19 protein-coding genes are annotated in these 15,525 nt (G+C 64.8%); 13 read left to right on the forward strand and 6 right to left on the reverse strand.

Annotated features, from left to right (window positions below; translation table 11 throughout):
* The 6 genes from hisB to FYJ92_RS06695 are packed head-to-tail and all read left to right on the forward strand — an operon-like array spanning position 1 to position 4,584.
* Positions 1-627, forward strand: coding sequence for an imidazoleglycerol-phosphate dehydratase HisB (gene hisB, locus FYJ92_RS06670; RefSeq protein ID WP_111906554.1), 627 nt, complete (start codon positions 1-3; stop codon positions 625-627).
* Positions 624-1,355, forward strand: coding sequence for an imidazole glycerol phosphate synthase subunit HisH (gene hisH, locus FYJ92_RS06675; RefSeq protein WP_185263143.1), 732 nt, complete (start codon positions 624-626; stop codon positions 1,353-1,355). Before hisB ends, hisH begins: the two co-directional genes overlap by 4 nt.
* Positions 1,356-1,514: a hypothetical protein gene (locus FYJ92_RS06680; RefSeq protein WP_185263144.1), complete on the forward strand. Its 159-nt coding sequence runs from the start codon at positions 1,356-1,358 to the stop codon at positions 1,512-1,514.
* A gap of 57 nt (positions 1,515-1,571) precedes the next feature.
* Positions 1,572-2,318 (forward strand): bifunctional 1-(5-phosphoribosyl)-5-((5-phosphoribosylamino)methylideneamino)imidazole-4-carboxamide isomerase/phosphoribosylanthranilate isomerase PriA, encoded by a 747-nt coding sequence (priA, locus tag FYJ92_RS06685; protein ID WP_185263145.1) that lies wholly within the window; start codon positions 1,572-1,574, stop codon positions 2,316-2,318.
* Positions 2,319-2,327: 9 nt separating this feature from the next.
* The gene (locus FYJ92_RS06690) at positions 2,328-3,224 is read left to right on the forward strand and encodes an SseB family protein (RefSeq protein ID WP_185263146.1); all 897 of its coding nucleotides are present in this window, start codon (positions 2,328-2,330) and stop codon (positions 3,222-3,224) included.
* Positions 3,225-3,279: 55 nt separating this feature from the next.
* Positions 3,280-4,584: an MFS transporter gene (locus FYJ92_RS06695; protein WP_185263147.1), complete on the forward strand. Its 1,305-nt coding sequence runs from the start codon at positions 3,280-3,282 to the stop codon at positions 4,582-4,584.
* A gap of 77 nt (positions 4,585-4,661) precedes the next feature.
* Here FYJ92_RS06695 and FYJ92_RS06700 read toward each other — a convergent pair whose 3' ends face one another.
* Entirely contained in the window at positions 4,662-5,048 is a 387-nt protein-coding gene (locus FYJ92_RS06700) for a DUF1844 domain-containing protein (protein WP_056342948.1), read from the reverse strand.
* A gap of 387 nt (positions 5,049-5,435) precedes the next feature.
* Here FYJ92_RS06700 and infC point away from each other — a divergent pair, with 387 nt between their 5' ends.
* From infC to FYJ92_RS06720, 4 genes are all read left to right on the forward strand, one after another.
* A complete protein-coding gene (gene infC / locus FYJ92_RS06705; protein ID WP_255482336.1) occupies positions 5,436-6,473 on the forward strand; it encodes a translation initiation factor IF-3 in 1,038 nt (345 codons plus the stop codon).
* Between the two features lie 116 nt (positions 6,474-6,589).
* A complete protein-coding gene (gene rpmI, locus FYJ92_RS06710) occupies positions 6,590-6,784 on the forward strand; it encodes a 50S ribosomal protein L35 (RefSeq protein WP_009358635.1) in 195 nt (64 codons plus the stop codon).
* Between the two features lie 119 nt (positions 6,785-6,903).
* A complete protein-coding gene (gene rplT / locus FYJ92_RS06715; RefSeq protein ID WP_056342954.1) occupies positions 6,904-7,359 on the forward strand; it encodes a 50S ribosomal protein L20 in 456 nt (151 codons plus the stop codon).
* A 49-nt stretch (positions 7,360-7,408) separates the two neighbouring features.
* A complete protein-coding gene (locus FYJ92_RS06720) occupies positions 7,409-8,302 on the forward strand; it encodes an RNA methyltransferase (RefSeq protein ID WP_185263148.1) in 894 nt (297 codons plus the stop codon).
* Between the two features lie 134 nt (positions 8,303-8,436).
* Here FYJ92_RS06720 and FYJ92_RS06725 read toward each other — a convergent pair whose 3' ends face one another.
* Entirely contained in the window at positions 8,437-8,712 is a 276-nt protein-coding gene (locus FYJ92_RS06725) for a GlsB/YeaQ/YmgE family stress response membrane protein (protein WP_056342958.1), read from the reverse strand.
* 202 nt (positions 8,713-8,914) lie between these two features.
* Here FYJ92_RS06725 and FYJ92_RS06730 point away from each other — a divergent pair, with 202 nt between their 5' ends.
* Positions 8,915-9,919, forward strand: a complete 1,005-nt coding sequence (locus tag FYJ92_RS06730; protein ID WP_185263149.1) for a cation diffusion facilitator family transporter — start codon at positions 8,915-8,917, stop codon at positions 9,917-9,919.
* A 60-nt stretch (positions 9,920-9,979) separates the two neighbouring features.
* Here FYJ92_RS06730 and FYJ92_RS06735 read toward each other — a convergent pair whose 3' ends face one another.
* Positions 9,980-11,188, reverse strand: a complete 1,209-nt coding sequence (locus FYJ92_RS06735) for an MFS transporter (protein WP_185263150.1) — start codon at positions 11,186-11,188, stop codon at positions 9,980-9,982.
* A gap of 67 nt (positions 11,189-11,255) precedes the next feature.
* Between FYJ92_RS06735 and FYJ92_RS06740 the strand changes: the two genes are divergently transcribed.
* On the forward strand, positions 11,256-11,708 hold the full coding sequence (locus tag FYJ92_RS06740) for a (deoxy)nucleoside triphosphate pyrophosphohydrolase (RefSeq protein ID WP_185263151.1): 453 nt from the start codon (positions 11,256-11,258) through the stop codon (positions 11,706-11,708).
* 133 nt (positions 11,709-11,841) lie between these two features.
* Here FYJ92_RS06740 and FYJ92_RS06745 read toward each other — a convergent pair whose 3' ends face one another.
* The 3 genes from FYJ92_RS06745 to FYJ92_RS06755 form a co-directional block, all read right to left on the reverse strand.
* A complete protein-coding gene (locus tag FYJ92_RS06745; RefSeq protein ID WP_185263152.1) occupies positions 11,842-12,969 on the reverse strand; it encodes an Rv2578c family radical SAM protein in 1,128 nt (375 codons plus the stop codon).
* Between the two features lie 103 nt (positions 12,970-13,072).
* A complete protein-coding gene (locus FYJ92_RS06750) occupies positions 13,073-13,729 on the reverse strand; it encodes an SIMPL domain-containing protein (protein ID WP_185263153.1) in 657 nt (218 codons plus the stop codon).
* A 2-nt stretch (positions 13,730-13,731) separates the two neighbouring features.
* Positions 13,732-14,181, reverse strand: coding sequence for a hypothetical protein (locus FYJ92_RS06755; RefSeq protein ID WP_185263708.1), 450 nt, complete (start codon positions 14,179-14,181; stop codon positions 13,732-13,734).
* Between the two features lie 282 nt (positions 14,182-14,463).
* Here FYJ92_RS06755 and pheS point away from each other — a divergent pair, with 282 nt between their 5' ends.
* Positions 14,464-15,525 (forward strand): phenylalanine--tRNA ligase subunit alpha, encoded by a 1,062-nt coding sequence (gene pheS, locus FYJ92_RS06760; RefSeq protein WP_185263154.1) that lies wholly within the window; start codon positions 14,464-14,466, stop codon positions 15,523-15,525.

The raw sequence follows: 15,525 nt of genomic DNA on the forward strand, positions 1-15,525 counted from the left end.
ATGAGTTCCACCGGATCGAACGCTGCCGAGCCCCGGACCGCCCGCATGGAGCGTGCCACCAGTGAATCGTCAGTGCTCGTGGAGATCAACCTGGACGGCACAGGCGTATCGGACATCGATACGACTGTCCCGTTCTACGACCACATGCTGACGGCGCTGTGCAAGCACTCGCTCATTGACATGACGGTCAAGGCCACCGGTGACACCCACATCGATGTCCACCACACAGTGGAGGACGTTGCCATCACGTTCGGCGAAGTCCTGCGCACCGCCTTGGGCAACAAGGCCGGGATCCGCAGGTTCGGTGAGGCCACCGTGCCCCTTGACGAAGCACTGGCGCAAGCTGTGGTTGACGTCTCCGGCCGGCCCTACCTGGTGCACGGCGGCGAGCCTGCCGGGCAGGAATACCACCTGATTGGCGGCCACTTCACGGGATCACTGACCCGCCACGTTTTTGAGGCCATCACCCTTCATGCCGGCATCTGCCTCCACATGAACGTCATCGCGGGCCGCGATCCGCACCACATCGTGGAAGCGCAATTCAAGGCCTTCGCCCGCGCCCTGCGTGCTGCGGTCGAACCCGACCCCCGCGTTGAGGGGATTCCGTCCACAAAGGGTGCCTTGTGAGCGGCCAAATACTCCGGGATGGCGCCGTCATCGATCCGGCCGCCGGCCTGAAGCCCGTATCGCCCGAAGGCAAGCCCTCGGTCACCGTCCTGGACTATGGTTCCGGAAACGTCCGCTCCGCCGTGCGCGCCCTGGAGCGGGCCGGGGCCGAGGTTATCCTCAGCTCCAAGCCCGAGGACGTGCTTAATGCCGACGGCCTGGTAGTACCCGGGGTCGGTGCGTTTGAGACTGTTATGCGTGAGCTCCAGGTCGTGGACGGCATCCGCCTGATCGGCAGGCGCGTGGCCGGGGGCAGGCCGGTCCTGGCAATCTGCGTGGGCCTGCAGGTCCTATTCGAGGCCGGGGTAGAGCACGGGACAGAAGCCGAAGGCATGGGGGAGTGGCCCGGCAAGGTGGAGTTGCTTCCCGCAGAGGTGGTGCCACACATGGGCTGGAACACAGTGGACGTTCCGGAGGGATCCAAACTCTTCGCCGGCGTCGCGGACCAGCGCTTCTACTTCGTTCACTCCTATGGTGTCCAGGAGTGGAACTTCGACGTGATCCAGCCTCGGATGACCGCACCTCTGGTGACCTGGTCAGAGCACGGCGCGCGCTTTATCGCCGCTGTGGAAAACGGACCGCTCTGCGCTACCCAGTTCCACCCCGAAAAATCCGGCGACGCCGGTGCTCGGCTGCTACGCAACTGGGTGGACGGCCTTCGCAAGCCAGCTGCCACGGACGCCGCCTAGATGTGGTCGATTGTCCTGATGGGACTGGCCGGCGTCCTGGTGGGCGGCGCCCTGTCCTTCAGGCAGCAGCACAAACCAATGTGGACCCAGGTGGGCTTCTACGTCCTGGCCGGCATGGCGCTGCTGGCTGCCTACCTGCTGACGCTTCCTGGAACCTAGCCCCACACATGACCAGTTCCGTTTCCATGAGCAACCCATCACCCAAGAGGATTTGAGATGACAACCGCAACCGATCTGCCGGTTCTTGAACTGCTGCCCGCCGTCGACGTCGTAAACGGACAGGCCGTGCGGCTGGTCCAGGGAGAGGCGGGCAGCGAGACGAGCTACGGCACGCCGCTGGAGGCAGCCCTCAACTGGCAAGACCAGGGCGCCGAATGGGTGCACCTGGTGGACCTCGACGCCGCGTTCGGACGTGGCTCGAACGCCGGGCTGCTCCGTGAAGTGGTGGGCCGGCTGGACATCAAGGTGGAGCTCTCCGGCGGACTCCGGGACGACGAATCCCTCGAGGCGGCGCTTGCACTCGGTGTGGCCCGCGTCAACCTCGGCACGGCTGCGCTGGAAAACCCCGAGTGGACCCGCAGCGCCATCGACCGCTTCGGCGACAGGATCGCCGTCGGCCTCGACGTCCGCGGGACCACGCTGGCCGGCCGCGGCTGGACGAAGGAAGGCGGCGATCTCTGGGAGGTCCTGGGCCGGCTCGAAGAAGCCGGGTGCTCCCGGTATGTTGTCACTGACGTCACAAAAGACGGCACGCTGCAGGGTCCCAACGTTGAACTCCTGCGCCTGATGGTGGAGAAGACCGGCAAGCCGGTCGTCGCGTCCGGCGGCATCTCCAGCCTGGACGATCTGAAGGTGCTGCGCTCCCTGGTGCCGCTGGGCGTCGAAGGCGCGATCGTGGGCAAGGCGTTGTACGCCGGCGCCTTCACGCTCCCCGAAGCCCTCGACGTCGCCGGACGCCGCTAAGCAGTTTCCGTGGACAGCACGCACAACGCCGATCCGGCTGCGGAATCCCCGGCGCCGCGCCATCTGCCCGGACACATTGCCGCGGCGCTGGCGGGCGCGGGTGGCCGTACTGACTCGGCAGGCCAGCCGTGGGAAGGGCGGAGCCTCGCCGGCGATGACGGCCGGATCCACAACTTCGAGGACGACGACGGCACGGCCGACGCGGGCTACCTCGCCGCCGTCGAAGCCATGGTTGAAGGCGCCGGCGACGAAGCGGCCGTGGTGGCTTCGCTGGCCACCGCCCGCGTGTTTATCCCGATCATCGCGCAGCTTGGCGAAGAAGCGGAAGGCGTCGATGGCCTGACCGCGGACAAGCAGGCGGACATGGCCCTGGTCACCCTCAAGGCCGCGGACGGCCGGACGGCCATGCCGGCCTTCACCTCGGCGGCCGCCTTGGCCGCCTGGCACCCCGAAGCCCGGCCGGTGGCAGTATACGCCGCCCGGGCTGCCCTCTCGGCCGTGGCCGAGGGAGCGGAGCTGCTGGTGCTCGATCCGGGCTCGGAGGTCACATTTGTGGTCCGGCGGCCCGCCGTCTGGGCTCTGGCCCAGCAACAGGACTGGATCCCTTCCTACACTGATACAGCGCTGGAAGCCGAGATGGCTGAGGCAGCGGCCGCATTCCCGGCAGTGCGCCGGCTTGCCCTCCTCCCGGGTTCCGGTGTCACCGCCCGCACCGGCACGGGTGCCACACTTCCGGGGGGCGGTGCCGGACCGGAACTACAGGTACTGCTCCACCTTGAGGATGGCCTGGACGCCGCGGCGGTTCAGGACCTGGTGTCCGGCCTGCAACAGGCATGGTCCCGGAATGTATTGTTTGGAGAGCGCGTTGACTCGATCGAAATAAAGTTGCGGCGCGCGGCACATTAGCTGACGGTTGGCGCGGAGATCCCGGGCTGCCGTGGGCAGATCCAAAGGATTTTCCGTGAACTTCGCTCTATACCGGGAGCTGCTGGCCGTCCGGCCCATCCGGCGGCTGTTGCTTGTCGGCATGATCGCCCGCATTCCCCATTCGGCGGCAGGCATGCTGCTGACCCTGCACATCGTCCTCACCCTGGACCAGGGCTATGCAGCTGCCGGTGCCGCGGCGGCTGTCATGACCATCGGCATCGCAGTTGGCGCACCATGGCGCGGCCGGCGCGTGGACACTGTTGGCCTCCGCCGGGCTTTGATTCCGTCGGTGGTGTCCGAGGCGGTCATCTGGTCCGTGGTGCCGCACGTGTCCTACCAGTGGCTGCTTCCGCTGGTGTTCGTCGGTGGGCTGCTGACGTTGCCAATCTTCAGTGTTGTGCGCCAGTCCCTGGGCGTCCTCGCGGACGGGTACCAGCGGCGGACCGCTTATGCGCTGGACTCGATTGCCACGGAGGTGGTGTTCATGATCGGGCCGGCCGCCGGAGCCGTGGTGGCGACCAGCGGCTTCACTGTTCTGGGACTCACGGTGGTGGGTGTTTCCACGTCACTGGCCGGCTTGTTCCTCGTCTGGTTCAACCCGCCCACGCGAAGTGCCACGCAAACTCTGGAAAGCGAAGCGGACCAGCGCCATGCCGCGGAAGTGGCTGTGCTTTCCGCCGCACCGGCCCACCTCCAGGAAGCGGCGGCGGACCTCGTCCCGGCCGGGGCAGAACGCCTCGGAAGTGGGCCGGCGGGGCTGCGCGGTAAGGTGGCCCACAACTTCGCCTGGCTCACGGCCACTGTCGCGGCCGTCTTCGCCGTTGCTGCTGGAACCGGCATGGTGCTCAGCGGCACCGACGTTGGAATTGTTGCTGCCTTGGAAACCGGCGGCCACCAAGCCGAAATCGGCATTGTATTCCTCTTTTGGTGCGCCGCCTCTGTGGTCGGCGGGCTGGTGTATGGGGCCATGCACCGTCGCGTTTCGCCGATCCTCCTGCTGCTTGGCATGGCGGCCCTGACCATCCCGATGGGCTTCGCCCAAGACACCTGGACGCTGGCTTTCATCGCGATCCTTCCGGGCCTATTGTGCGCCCCCGTCCTGGCGGCCGCCTCCGAACAGGTGGCAGATCTGGTGGCGGAGAACCGCCGCGGCGAGGCAATGGGCTGGTACGGCTCTGCGCTGACTGCCGGCGTTGCGCTCGGGGCACCACTTGCCGGGATTTTCATAGACGGGATGGGGCCGTCCGGCGGGTTTGTCTCCGTAGGAGTGGCCGGCGTCCTGCTCTGCTTTGTGGGCCTGCTGCTCAAGGCAGTGCGGCGGCGCCGGGTGGCTGCCTGAACGATGACGGCGGCGGAGATCCGTGTGGACCGTCCGCCGCCGTCGTCGTTGTACTTTTTGAAGTTTGCTGTTTGGGTCTAGTTGACGGCGCCGGTGTACTTCTCGCCCGGGCCCTTGCCCGGGGCGTCGGGGATGATGGACTCCTCGCGGAACGCGAGCTGCAGGGACCGCAGGCCATCGCGCAACGGGCCGGCGTGCTGGGATCCGATTTCGGGGGCTGCTGAGGTCACCAGCCCGGCAAGGGCGGTGATGAGCTTGCGGGCCTCGTCCAGATCCTTGAGTTCCTCCGCATTGTCCTCCGCGGCGAGGCCCAGCTTGACGGCGGCTGCGCTCATCAAGTGCACTGCGGCGGTGGTGATGACCTCGATGGCCGGCACCTCCGAGATATCGCGGATTTGCTGGGTTACGTCAGCCTTGGCGGCGGGGGCCTCGAAAACGTGTGAATTGCTGTCTGGGGTGCTCATACTGGTAAGCTTGTCACAGACCGACTGGATGCCGTTATTTCGCTGTGGAAAGTCCCACCAACGCTTAGCTGCGTTTGGCGGGATTTGTTCTGTAGAATGACATGCAGTTTGCAAGCGGAGTTCTCTCCCACCCGCGTCAGCCGTTTTCCGGCCGGAAGTAATTCCTGAGGAAGCAAGGTTGCCGGGTACCGGTCGGACAGTTCTTTCAGGTGCCAAGCCTGGGGAAGTGCGCACTGCCTCTACTGAGGACCGTGCATCCGACCATCGAGGCCTTCGATTGCTCCGGCAATTGGGGGCCTTCTCTATTTGCCGGTGGAATACCACATCAATCACAGGAGCTTTAACATTAGCGAGCCAAGAATCAATGAGCGTATCCGCGTCCCCGAGGTGCGGTTGGTCGGTCCTGCAGGTGAACAGGTAGGAATCGTCCGTATTGACGATGCCCTGCGTTTGGCTGCCGAATCCGATCTTGATCTCGTTGAAGTTGCACCGCAGGCCAAGCCTCCGGTGTGCAAGCTGATGGACTTCGGCAAGTACAAGTACGAGGCCGCCGTCAAGGCACGTGAAGCACGGAAGAACCAGACCAACACTGTTCTGAAGGAAATCCGCTTCCGCCTCAAGATTGACACCCACGACTACGAGACCAAGCGCGGCCATGCACTGCGCTTCCTCGGTGCCGGTGACAAAGTCAAGGCCATGATCCAGTTCCGCGGCCGTGAGCAGCAGCGTCCGGAAATGGGCATCCGCCTGCTCCAGCGCTTCGCTGACGACGTCGCTGAAGTGGGCGTTGTTGAGTCCAGCCCCCGTATCGATGGCCGCAACATGGTCATGGTTGTGGGCCCGCTGAAGAACAAGGCCGAAGCCAAGGCTGAGGCACGTCGCGCATCGCAGCGTGCAGAGGCCAAGGCGCAGAACGAAGCGAAGGCTACGGGCGGTGGCCGCGTCGACGTCTCCGGCGACGACCAGGCACCGCTGACACAGTCGCTGGCTGACCTTCTTCCGGAAGGTTTCGCCATCACCACGGTGCCGGAACCTGAAGCCCCGGCCGAAGCTGAAACGCCTGTTGCGCCTGTTGAAGCAGCTCCGGAATCAGAAGCCCCGGTTAAGGAAGCTCCGGCAGAGGAAGTTCCCGTGAAGGAAGCTGCCCCGAAGGCAGCGCCCGTCAAGGAAGCAGCCGTCCAGGAGGCGCCCAAGCAGGCAGCCCCGAAGGCTGCTGCTCCCAAGCGTGAAGCTCCCAAGGCAGCTCCGGCTCCGGTCAAGGCTCCTGCCGCCGTCAAGCCCGCCGAAGCAGCTGCTCCGGCTCCGGCAGCTCCGAGGCCACCGGTGCCGATGCCTAAGCCGATCGCACGGCCGGCAGCGCCGAAGCCTGCTGCAAGGCCTGCCCCCAAGGCAGCTCCGAAGCCGGCTGCCAAGAAGACTACCTAGTTCACAGCTGCGGGAGGTTATCCTCCCGCAGTACGCAACCAGCATGCCGCCTGCAGGGGTGGCTGCTCGAAAGAACTGCAGACAATGTCTGTGGACACGTAAGGAGATCGGTTCCCATGCCGAAGATGAAGACCCACAGTGGTGCTAAGAAGCGCTTCAAGCTGACCGGCAGCGGCAAGCTGCGCCGCCAGCAGGCCAACCGCCGCCACTACCTTGAGCACAAGTCCTCCAGGCTGACTCGTCGCCTCGCCGGCGACAAGATTGTCTTCAAGGGTGACGCAAAGGTCATCCGGAAGATGCTCGGCATCTAAGTTCCAAGTTCTCTGACTGATGCCACCTGGCAGCAGTCAACTACCAATAAGGCTTCTCAGGCCAGCCGGTTGTTCCGGCAGTAGATGCTTGGGATCAGAATTTTCGAAGGAGTACGCACGTGGCACGTGTGAAGAGGGCGGTCAACGCCCACAAGAAGCGCCGGGTTATCCTTGAACGCGCGAAGGGCTACCGTGGACAGCGTTCACGCCTGTACCGCAAGGCCAAAGAGCAGCTGCTGCACTCGTTTGTGTACAGCTATGGCGACCGCAAAAAGAAGAAGGGCGACTTCCGCCGCCTGTGGATCCAGCGCATCAATGCTGCATCCCGCGCCAACGGCCTGACTTACAACCGTCTGATCCAGGGCCTGAAGGCCGCTGAGGTCGAGGTTGACCGCCGCATGCTTGCCGAGCTGGCCGTTTCGGATGCTAACGCATTCGCCGCGCTGGTGAAGATCGCCAAGGATTCCCTGCCTGCCGACACGTCCGCTCCGGCCGTCGAAGCCGCAGCCCCTAAGGCTGCCAAGGCACCGAAGGCCAAGGCTGCAAAGCCGGCCGCTGACGTGGCTGCCAAGTAGCACCCACGCCAGTTCGAGGACTGGTGGCTGAAGCCACTAAGGTTCTTACATGAACGAAACCGGGCGCCCGCAAGACTTTCCACTCTCCAATCCCCGAGCTGATCGGGTGAGGAAGGTGGCACAACTTGCCGGGCGCCCGGCGCGTTTAAAGCGCAGCGAGTTCCTGGCGGAGGGTCCGCAGGCTGTCCGCGAGGCCCTGACGCTGCACCAGAAACGAGTTGCCGCGGGGGAGCCCGGCGTCGTCTATGAGGTCTACGCGAGCGAGGCATGCCTTGACCGGCACCCGGACCTGGAGACACTAGCGGAGGGCATCGACGCATATCTCACTACGGATGAAGTCCTGGCCGCAATGGCGGACACCGTTACCCCGCAGGGCATTCTCGCAGTTTGTAGATTCCTGGACGTGAGCCTTGAGCAGGTCCTGGACGCCGGACCGCGGCTGCTTGCAGTGCTGTGTCAGGTCCGGGACCCTGGCAACGCGGGCACCGTTCTCCGGGCAGCTGACGCGGCCGGGGCGGACGCCGTCATCCTGACCGCCTCCAGCGTTGACATCTACAACCCCAAGGCGGTCCGTTCCACCGCCGGTTCCCTGTTCCACCTTCCCGTGGTCCTGGGCGCCGATATTGCGGAAGTGGCAGCAGCCTGCCGGGCTCGGGGGATCGGCATACTGGCTGCCGACGGCAACGGTGACGTCAACCTGGATACGCTCCAGGACGAAAACGCCGCCCGCCGGATCGCAGGCCCCGGCGTCGAATCGCTGTTCGCCCTGGAGAATCCCACAGCGTGGCTGTTCGGAAACGAGGCTCAGGGGCTCGCCGAGGATGAACTGGCGCTGGCCGATCACCGCGTGGCCGTGCCCGTTTACGGCGGAGCGGAAAGCCTGAACCTTGGCACGGCGGCAACGGTGTGCCTCTATGCGAGTGCCAGGTCCCAGAAGGCATGACCCACGTTCGGGCGTGGCTCAGGGAAAGCCAGGCTCGCCGGGACATATGAGCTAACTGGACACATGACTTAACAAGGCAGGGCCCCGGAAGTTCTCCGGGGCCCTTGCTGTATGAATCAGATGGGGTAGGGGTATCAGGGCGCCCGTGTGCTCTTGCTGCGTCCTGTGATGGCGCCGTAGACACCGGCGACTACCAGGCCGCCTACGATAGCCAGGATCCAAGTACCCAGATCAAAGAAGGCAAGGTCACCCTTGCCGAACAGGAGGCTGCCAATCCAGCCGCCTACAATCGCGCCGACCACGCCGAGCACGAGGCTCGTTACCCAGCCGCCGCCAACTTTGCCCGGCATAACGGCCTTGACGATGGCCCCTACGATGAGGCCGAGAATAATCCAAGCAAGAAAACCCATGTCTCCTCCTTCATATTCGTCGGGATTAAACGTCCCGATTAGTGTTCAAGCTAACATACGGCTCGTCTAATGTCAGCAGGCTTAGTGCATGTCAGAGGTGCGTCTTCTGGACCCGAAAAGGTACGGTGTTCGGGGGCGGAGCCGACTACGGCGCTGCGAAAATCCCTGTTTGGTTCTGAACCTGTGAAGAGGAGAAGCCTCTGTGGCTGCAAACGGCGGTACCAAGGCGATCGTCGCGGCCCTTGCCGCAAACCTGACCATCGCCGTCCTGAAATTCGTAGCCTTTTTCCTGACGGCATCCTCGTCGATGCTCGCCGAAGCGATCCACTCCATGGCCGACTCCGGCAACCAACTATTGCTGCTGATCGGCGGCAAACGCGCCAGAAAGGCAGCCAGCCCGGAGCATCCGTTCGGGTACGGCCGTGAACGCTACATTTACGCCTTCATCGTCTCGATCGTACTCTTCAGCGTGGGCGGGCTCTTTGCACTTTTCGAGGCGTGGGAGAAGCTGCAGCACCCAAACGCCATCGAGGGGGACTTCTGGTGGGTTCCGTTGGCGGTGCTGATCGGCGCCATCGTTGCCGAAGCGTTCTCGTTCCGGACGGCCATCATCGAGTCCAACCACATCCGCGGCAAGCAGGGCTGGGTGAGTTTTGTGCGCACAGCCAAGCAGCCGGAACTACCGGTCATCCTGCTGGAAGACCTCGGGGCGCTTCTGGGCTTGTTGTTCGCGCTCGTCGGTGTGAGCATGACAATCGTCACCGGCAACGGGATCTGGGATGCCGCGGGCACCGGCATCATCGGCCTGCTGCTCGTGGCCATCGCGGTTGTCCTGGCTATCGAAACCAAGTCCTTGCTGCTGGGCGAGTCTGCCACCCGGGATGATGTGGCCCGCATCAGCGAGGCCATCGAGGCAGGGGGACACAACCGCATCATCCACCTCAAGACCCTTCACCTCGGACCGGAGGAGTTGCTGGTGGCCGCCAAGATCTCCGTAGGTGCCGCGGAAACCGGCCGGGACATCGCCGCTGCGATTGATGGTGCCGAGTCCCGAATCCGCACGGCCGTTCCGATTGCCCGGGTGATCTACCTCGAACCGGATCTGCACCGCGAAGCCGGCCGCACGGACGAGATCTCCGGTGCAGGGCACGTTTCAGGCGCGGGCCACGTTTCAGCCGAAGCTGGGGCTCAGGACCCGCCGGCCTGACGTTACTGCTCCAGCGCACAGCATGTTGCGGTGAAGCCGCTGCCCGCCCGTTCCCCCAGATCAGGCGGCCAGCGGCTTCTTGCGTTCCAGGAGCCCGCTGGCCACAGCGATGCCAAAGCCAAGGACGGCCAACACGGCCCCCACGAGCGCGGGCGCCACGAAGCCCCAGCCCCAGGCGATCACTACGCCGCCCAGGAAAGCGCCCAAGGCATTGGCAACGTTGAGCGCTGCGTGGTTGAGCGAGGAAGCGAGGGAAGGGGCGTCCGGCGAGGCATCCAACAAGCGGGTCTGCAGGGCAGGGATCAGCATGGAGCCGGACGCCCCCACCACAAAGACCATCACAAGGGCTGACCAGGGCCAGTGCACAGCGACTGCGTAAACCACCAGGGCGACGGCGATGCCGGGCAGGACCCAGTACAGCGTGCCCATCACCGACTTGTCGGCAAGCCTGCCGCCGACGACAGTTCCCGCCACCATGCCCAGTCCGTACAGTGCGACCACAATGGGCAGCAGCGACGCCGGAATCCCGGCCACCAGGGTCATGGTGTGGGCAATGTAGGTGTAGGTCGCGAAGAAGCCGCCAAATCCCACGATGCCGATCAGGATGGCCAGCCACACCTGAAGCCGTTTGAGCGCACCCAGTTCGCGGCGGATGCTCGCGTCAGGATGGGGTGCCTGGTACGGAACATAGCGCCACAGCAGTACCAGCGTCAGCAAGCCAATTCCTCCTACCAGGAGGAACAGCAACCGCCAGCCGAAGGTCTGGCCCACCCAGGTGGCCGCCGGTACGCCGATAACGTTTGAAACGGACAAGCCTGCCATCACCATGGAGATGGCCCAACCGCGGCGGGTGGGCGAAACCAGGGAGGCGGCGATCACGGCGGCGACACCGAAGAATGCGCCGTGCGGCAGTCCGGCCGCAAACCGGGACACCAACATGCTGCCGTAATCGGGAGCAAGATAGGACGTCAGGTTGGCGAGGGTGAAGAACAGCATAAGGCCGAGCGCGAGGTGTTTGCGCGGCAGTTTGGCTCCGACTGCGGCCAGCAGGGGCGCGCCTACCACCACTCCGAGGGCATAAGCGGAGATGAGGTGCCCCGCCTCCGGGGTGCTGATACTGAGTCCTTGTTCCACTTCTTTGAGCAGGCCCATCATGGTGAATTCCGTGACGCCTATCCCGACGCCTCCCATGGCCAGCGCAAAGATCGCTGCGCCGACGTGCGGAGTCTTCGCCTTGGACGCGGTGGAGGTTCGGACGACGCTGCTCATGTGCCTGCTTTTCAAAGGGGATGTTGGGGGAAGGCCCGTAAACCATTCTCCCTCATAGACTGGGGCGGTGAGTGGACTGATACAGGTAGTTGGTGGAGCAATAGTGGACTCGTTGATGGAGCCCACGCGCATGCTGGTGGCCAGACGGACTGCTCCCGAGCAGCTCGCCGGGTTCTGGGAGTTCCCCGGCGGCAAGGTCGACGCCGGTGAGGAATGCGAGGCCGCGTTGCACCGGGAACTCAGGGAGGAGCTGGGCGTAGAGGTCCGCTTGGGGCCGGAACTCCCCGCCGGGACAGCGGCTGGCTGGCGGCTGAATGAGCGGGCCAGCATGCGGGTGTGGTTGGCGGAGATTACCAACGGTGATCCCCAGCCGCTCGAAGACCACGACCAGCTGAAATGGATCAGCACCACGAAGCGTGATGAAGCTCTCAGTCTTCCGTGGATCCCGGCCGATTTCCCGATTATCCGGGCACTTCTTGAGTCTTTGGGCACACCAGTGGGTTCAACCGCTACGCGCTGAAGTTTAGGACGTCCAGACGCCCCAAATTGAGCACCCAGGGTCCAGAAGCACTACAAAATCCTGACCACCCAGGACATGAAGGACTTCCTGCAGGAGAAGTACAAGGGCATTCCGGCCGGCTAGGAAGCTGCCCCTAGAACAGGGTGGGCTGCTGACGCGGCCCGGCGGCGGCCGGCTGGGATTCCCCAGCCGGCCGTTCCTGTGTGTCGACGGGGATGGACGGGATACTCCCGGCTGGATACTGGGCTTCCTCGCCGCGGGGATCGTCGTCGAGGTCACGGTGGCTGAAACCGTGGCCGCTGGTGAATCCGTGCCGCTGCTTGAAGTAGCGGACTTTCGCGGCCAGCCACGTGCGGTATTCCTTGGAGGCATAGGAGCCTGTGCCGTAGAGCCTCCGGTAGCGGCCTGCCAGTTCCGGGTGGTTCCCGGCAATCCACTGCATAAACCATTCCCGGGTACCCGGCTTCAGGTAAAGGGCGCCGGCGGTGACGCCCGTCGCCCCTGCGGCGGCCAGGGAACCGAACAGGGCATCAAGCGCTTCGTCACTGTCTGAGAGCCACGGCAGGATGGGCATCGCCATAACACCGCAGGGGAGCCCGGCATCGCGCAAGCGGGAGACCAGCTTCAGCCGCGCCCGCGGCCCTGGCGTGCCTGGTTCCACGGCTTCGGAGAGTGCCTCATCCGTCATGGCCAGGGAAATGCCCACACCTACCGGCACCTGGGCGGCAGCCCGCTTCAGCAGCGGAATGTCCCGGGCCAGCAACGTCCCCTTCGTGAGGATGGACAACGGCGTGCCTGAGTCAGCCAGCGCCGTGATGATTCCCGGCATCAGCTGGTAGCGGCCCTCGGCCCGCTGGTAGGGATCCGTGTTGGTGCCAAGGGCCACCTGATGGTGGCCCCAGGACGGTTTGGCCAGCTCCTTCCGGAGGACCTCGGCGGCATTTACCTTCACCACCACCTGGCTGTCAAAATCCAGCCCGGCGTCAAAGTCCAGGTACGTGTGGCTCTTGCGAGCAAAACAATAAACACAGGCATGGCTGCAGCCGCGGTACGGGTTGACGGTCCACTCAAACGGCATCCGCGACCCGGCCACCACCTTGTTGAGCACCGATTTGGCGGTGATCTCATGAAAGGTGATGCCGGCGAACTCGGGGGTGGTGACCGAACGGACCAACCCGGCAAGGGGGAGCAGGGCAGGTGACGGGCCGCTTCCGAGGACATCGGCGGGCCGGGGCATCAGTGCTTGCGCATCCCATCTCATGCCCTCTATTCGAAGATATGTTCGAAGTTAAGTCAAGGACCGGACGCTTGGGAAGTCCGCGCGCCGGGCTCGGCGCCGAGCCCGGCACCGGCCGTGGGAGGCGTCAGGCCTGCAGTTCCCACACCACGGTGACGCTGGCGCTAATGCTCGCGCGGCCCGCTTCCACGCTGATGGCTTCGCTGGCGGCGGCGCGTTGGATCCGGGCCACCGGAACCGGTCCGGGTGCATCGGGGTGCTCGGCAATTGAGGTCACCGCGCCAAGCCGCGCGGACGCCAGGGATGCAAACTGTTCGGCTCTGGCAGCGGCATCCTGCCAGGCAGCTTCCCGGGCAAGGGAGGCGACGGCCGACTCATCCGCGAAGCCCAGCCCCAGTCCGTTCAGGCGCACGTCATCGCCGCCGGCATCCACGACGGCGGCAATAACGCCGGACGCCGCAGTCACTTGGCGCAGGCGTACGGTAAGCCCGCTGGAGGCCACATAGCCGGTCACCTGCTGTCCGCCGCCGTCGCGCCAGACGAACTCCGGCCGGACGTTCAGCCCGGACGTCCGGATGTCCGCATCACCCACGCCGTGCCGGCGGAGCGCACCGGATACAGCCGCGGATACTGTTCCCGCGTCCGCATATGCGGTGCCCACGCTGTCCCGCCGGCATTCGACGCCCACGGAAATTGTCAGCAGGTCAGGTCGCGCCTCGGCCGTCCCCGTTCCGGTCACGGTGATGGTCCCGGAATTGGCCCTCGTGTTGGGTTCAACCGTCATTGTCAGACCTCGATTCCGCCGGCCCCAAGGGGCGCCGGCCTTGTTGTTGTCCTGCTGTCAACGTAGCCGCCGGCCGCCAGGCCGGCCTGCCGTTCGAAGAAATTCTCCGACGCCGGATCGCCCGTCCGAAGCACCGACCAGCCTGCAGCCAGGAAATACAGCGGAAGGAAGGGCAGTCCCAGGCAGCAGGCGTACTGGCTGCAGTGCACTTCCTCATGCCCCAGGAGTGCCGGATTGGAAGTCAGGTCTTCAGCGCGGATCCTGCAGATAACCACGTTGCCAAGGGTGAAGGCCCCCGCATACGGAATGCGCCACCGGTAACCGGACGCGATGAGCAGCCCTCTTGGGCCTTGGCTGACGGCGGTTCCCGCCGCTGCGGCAACGGCCAGGCCCAGCAGGGTGGTGCCGTTGGCCATGTTGGCAAGCTGCCGTACCCGCTGCCCTGCCGTCACCTGCCCTGCCGCGAGGGGCGCAGCCCTCGACTGCCCTGCCGTCACCAGATGCGCGGCTGCGCGGCCCTGCCCTTGTGTCATGAGGCCATGGTAGCCGGAGCCTTCACTTAGACTGGAGGATAGTGGCCGCCGGTTTTGACCGGTGTGCCCTGACCTGGTCATCGAGTGCATTCATCAAGCATGGATTCACGGAATGACCTGCCAGTGACGGATGCGCCGCCGGGAAACCGCGTGCGGCTGCACCCCTAACCGGCAGCCCCTACTCGTAGCTAAGAACAGTAGATGACTGAAACTTTGCCGGGCGCCGCCATCCCGAACCCTACGGATGAAGCCGCCATTACTGCCGCTGTAGACCAGGCCATCGCCGCCATTGCCGGCGCTGGCTCCCTTGACGAACTTAAGGCGGTGAGGCTGGCGCACACCGGCGAGAAATCGCCGCTCAGCCTGGCCAACCGGGAGATCGGCGGACTGCCGAAGGACCAGAAGGCCGTAGCCGGCAAGCTCATGGGTTCCTCCCGGGGCCGGGTCAATAAGGCGCTCGCGGACCGCACCGCCGAGCTGGAAGCACAAAACGATGCCCGGATCCTGCTGGAAGAGACAGTGGACGTCACTGCCGCGCCCCGGCGTCGTCGGGCAGGAGCCCGGCACCCGCTCTCCACGCTTCAGGACCGCGTGGCGGATATCTTCGTTGGCATGGGCTGGGAAATCGCCGAAGGCCCCGAAGTGGAATCCGAGTGGTTCAACTTCGATGCCCTGAACTTCAAGCCGGACCACCCGGCCCGCGAAATGCAGGACACCTTCTTCGTGGAGCCGCCCGAGGCCCACCTGGTGATGCGTACGCACACCTCCCCGGTGCAGGTCCGTTCCATGCTGGAACGCGAAGTGCCGATCTACGTGCTGTGCCCCGGCAAGGTGTTCCGAACCGATGAGCTGGACGCCACCCACACTCCGGTGTTCCATCAGTTCGAGGGCCTGGCCATCGACAAGAACCTGAGCATGGCCGACCTCCTGGGCACGCTGGAGCACTTCACCCGGCAGATGTTCGGTGACGAGGCCTCCGTCCGGCTGCGCCCGAATTACTTCCCCTTCACGGAGCCCTCCGCGGAACTGGACATCTGGCACCCGGGCGCCAAGGGCGGCCCCCGCTGGATCGAATGGGGCGGCTGCGGCATGGTCAACCCCAATGTCCTCCGGGCCGCGGGCATCGACCCGGACATATACTCCGGTTTCGCATTTGGCATGGGCATCGAGCGCGCGCTCATGTTCCGCAATGAAGTCGGCGACATGCGCGACATGATCGAAGGCGACGTACGTTTCAGCGAGCACTTCGGGATGGAGATCTAA

This window comes from Pseudarthrobacter sp. NBSH8, from assembly GCF_014217545.1.
In the GTDB taxonomy this organism is placed as follows: Bacteria; Actinomycetota; Actinomycetes; order Actinomycetales; family Micrococcaceae; genus Arthrobacter.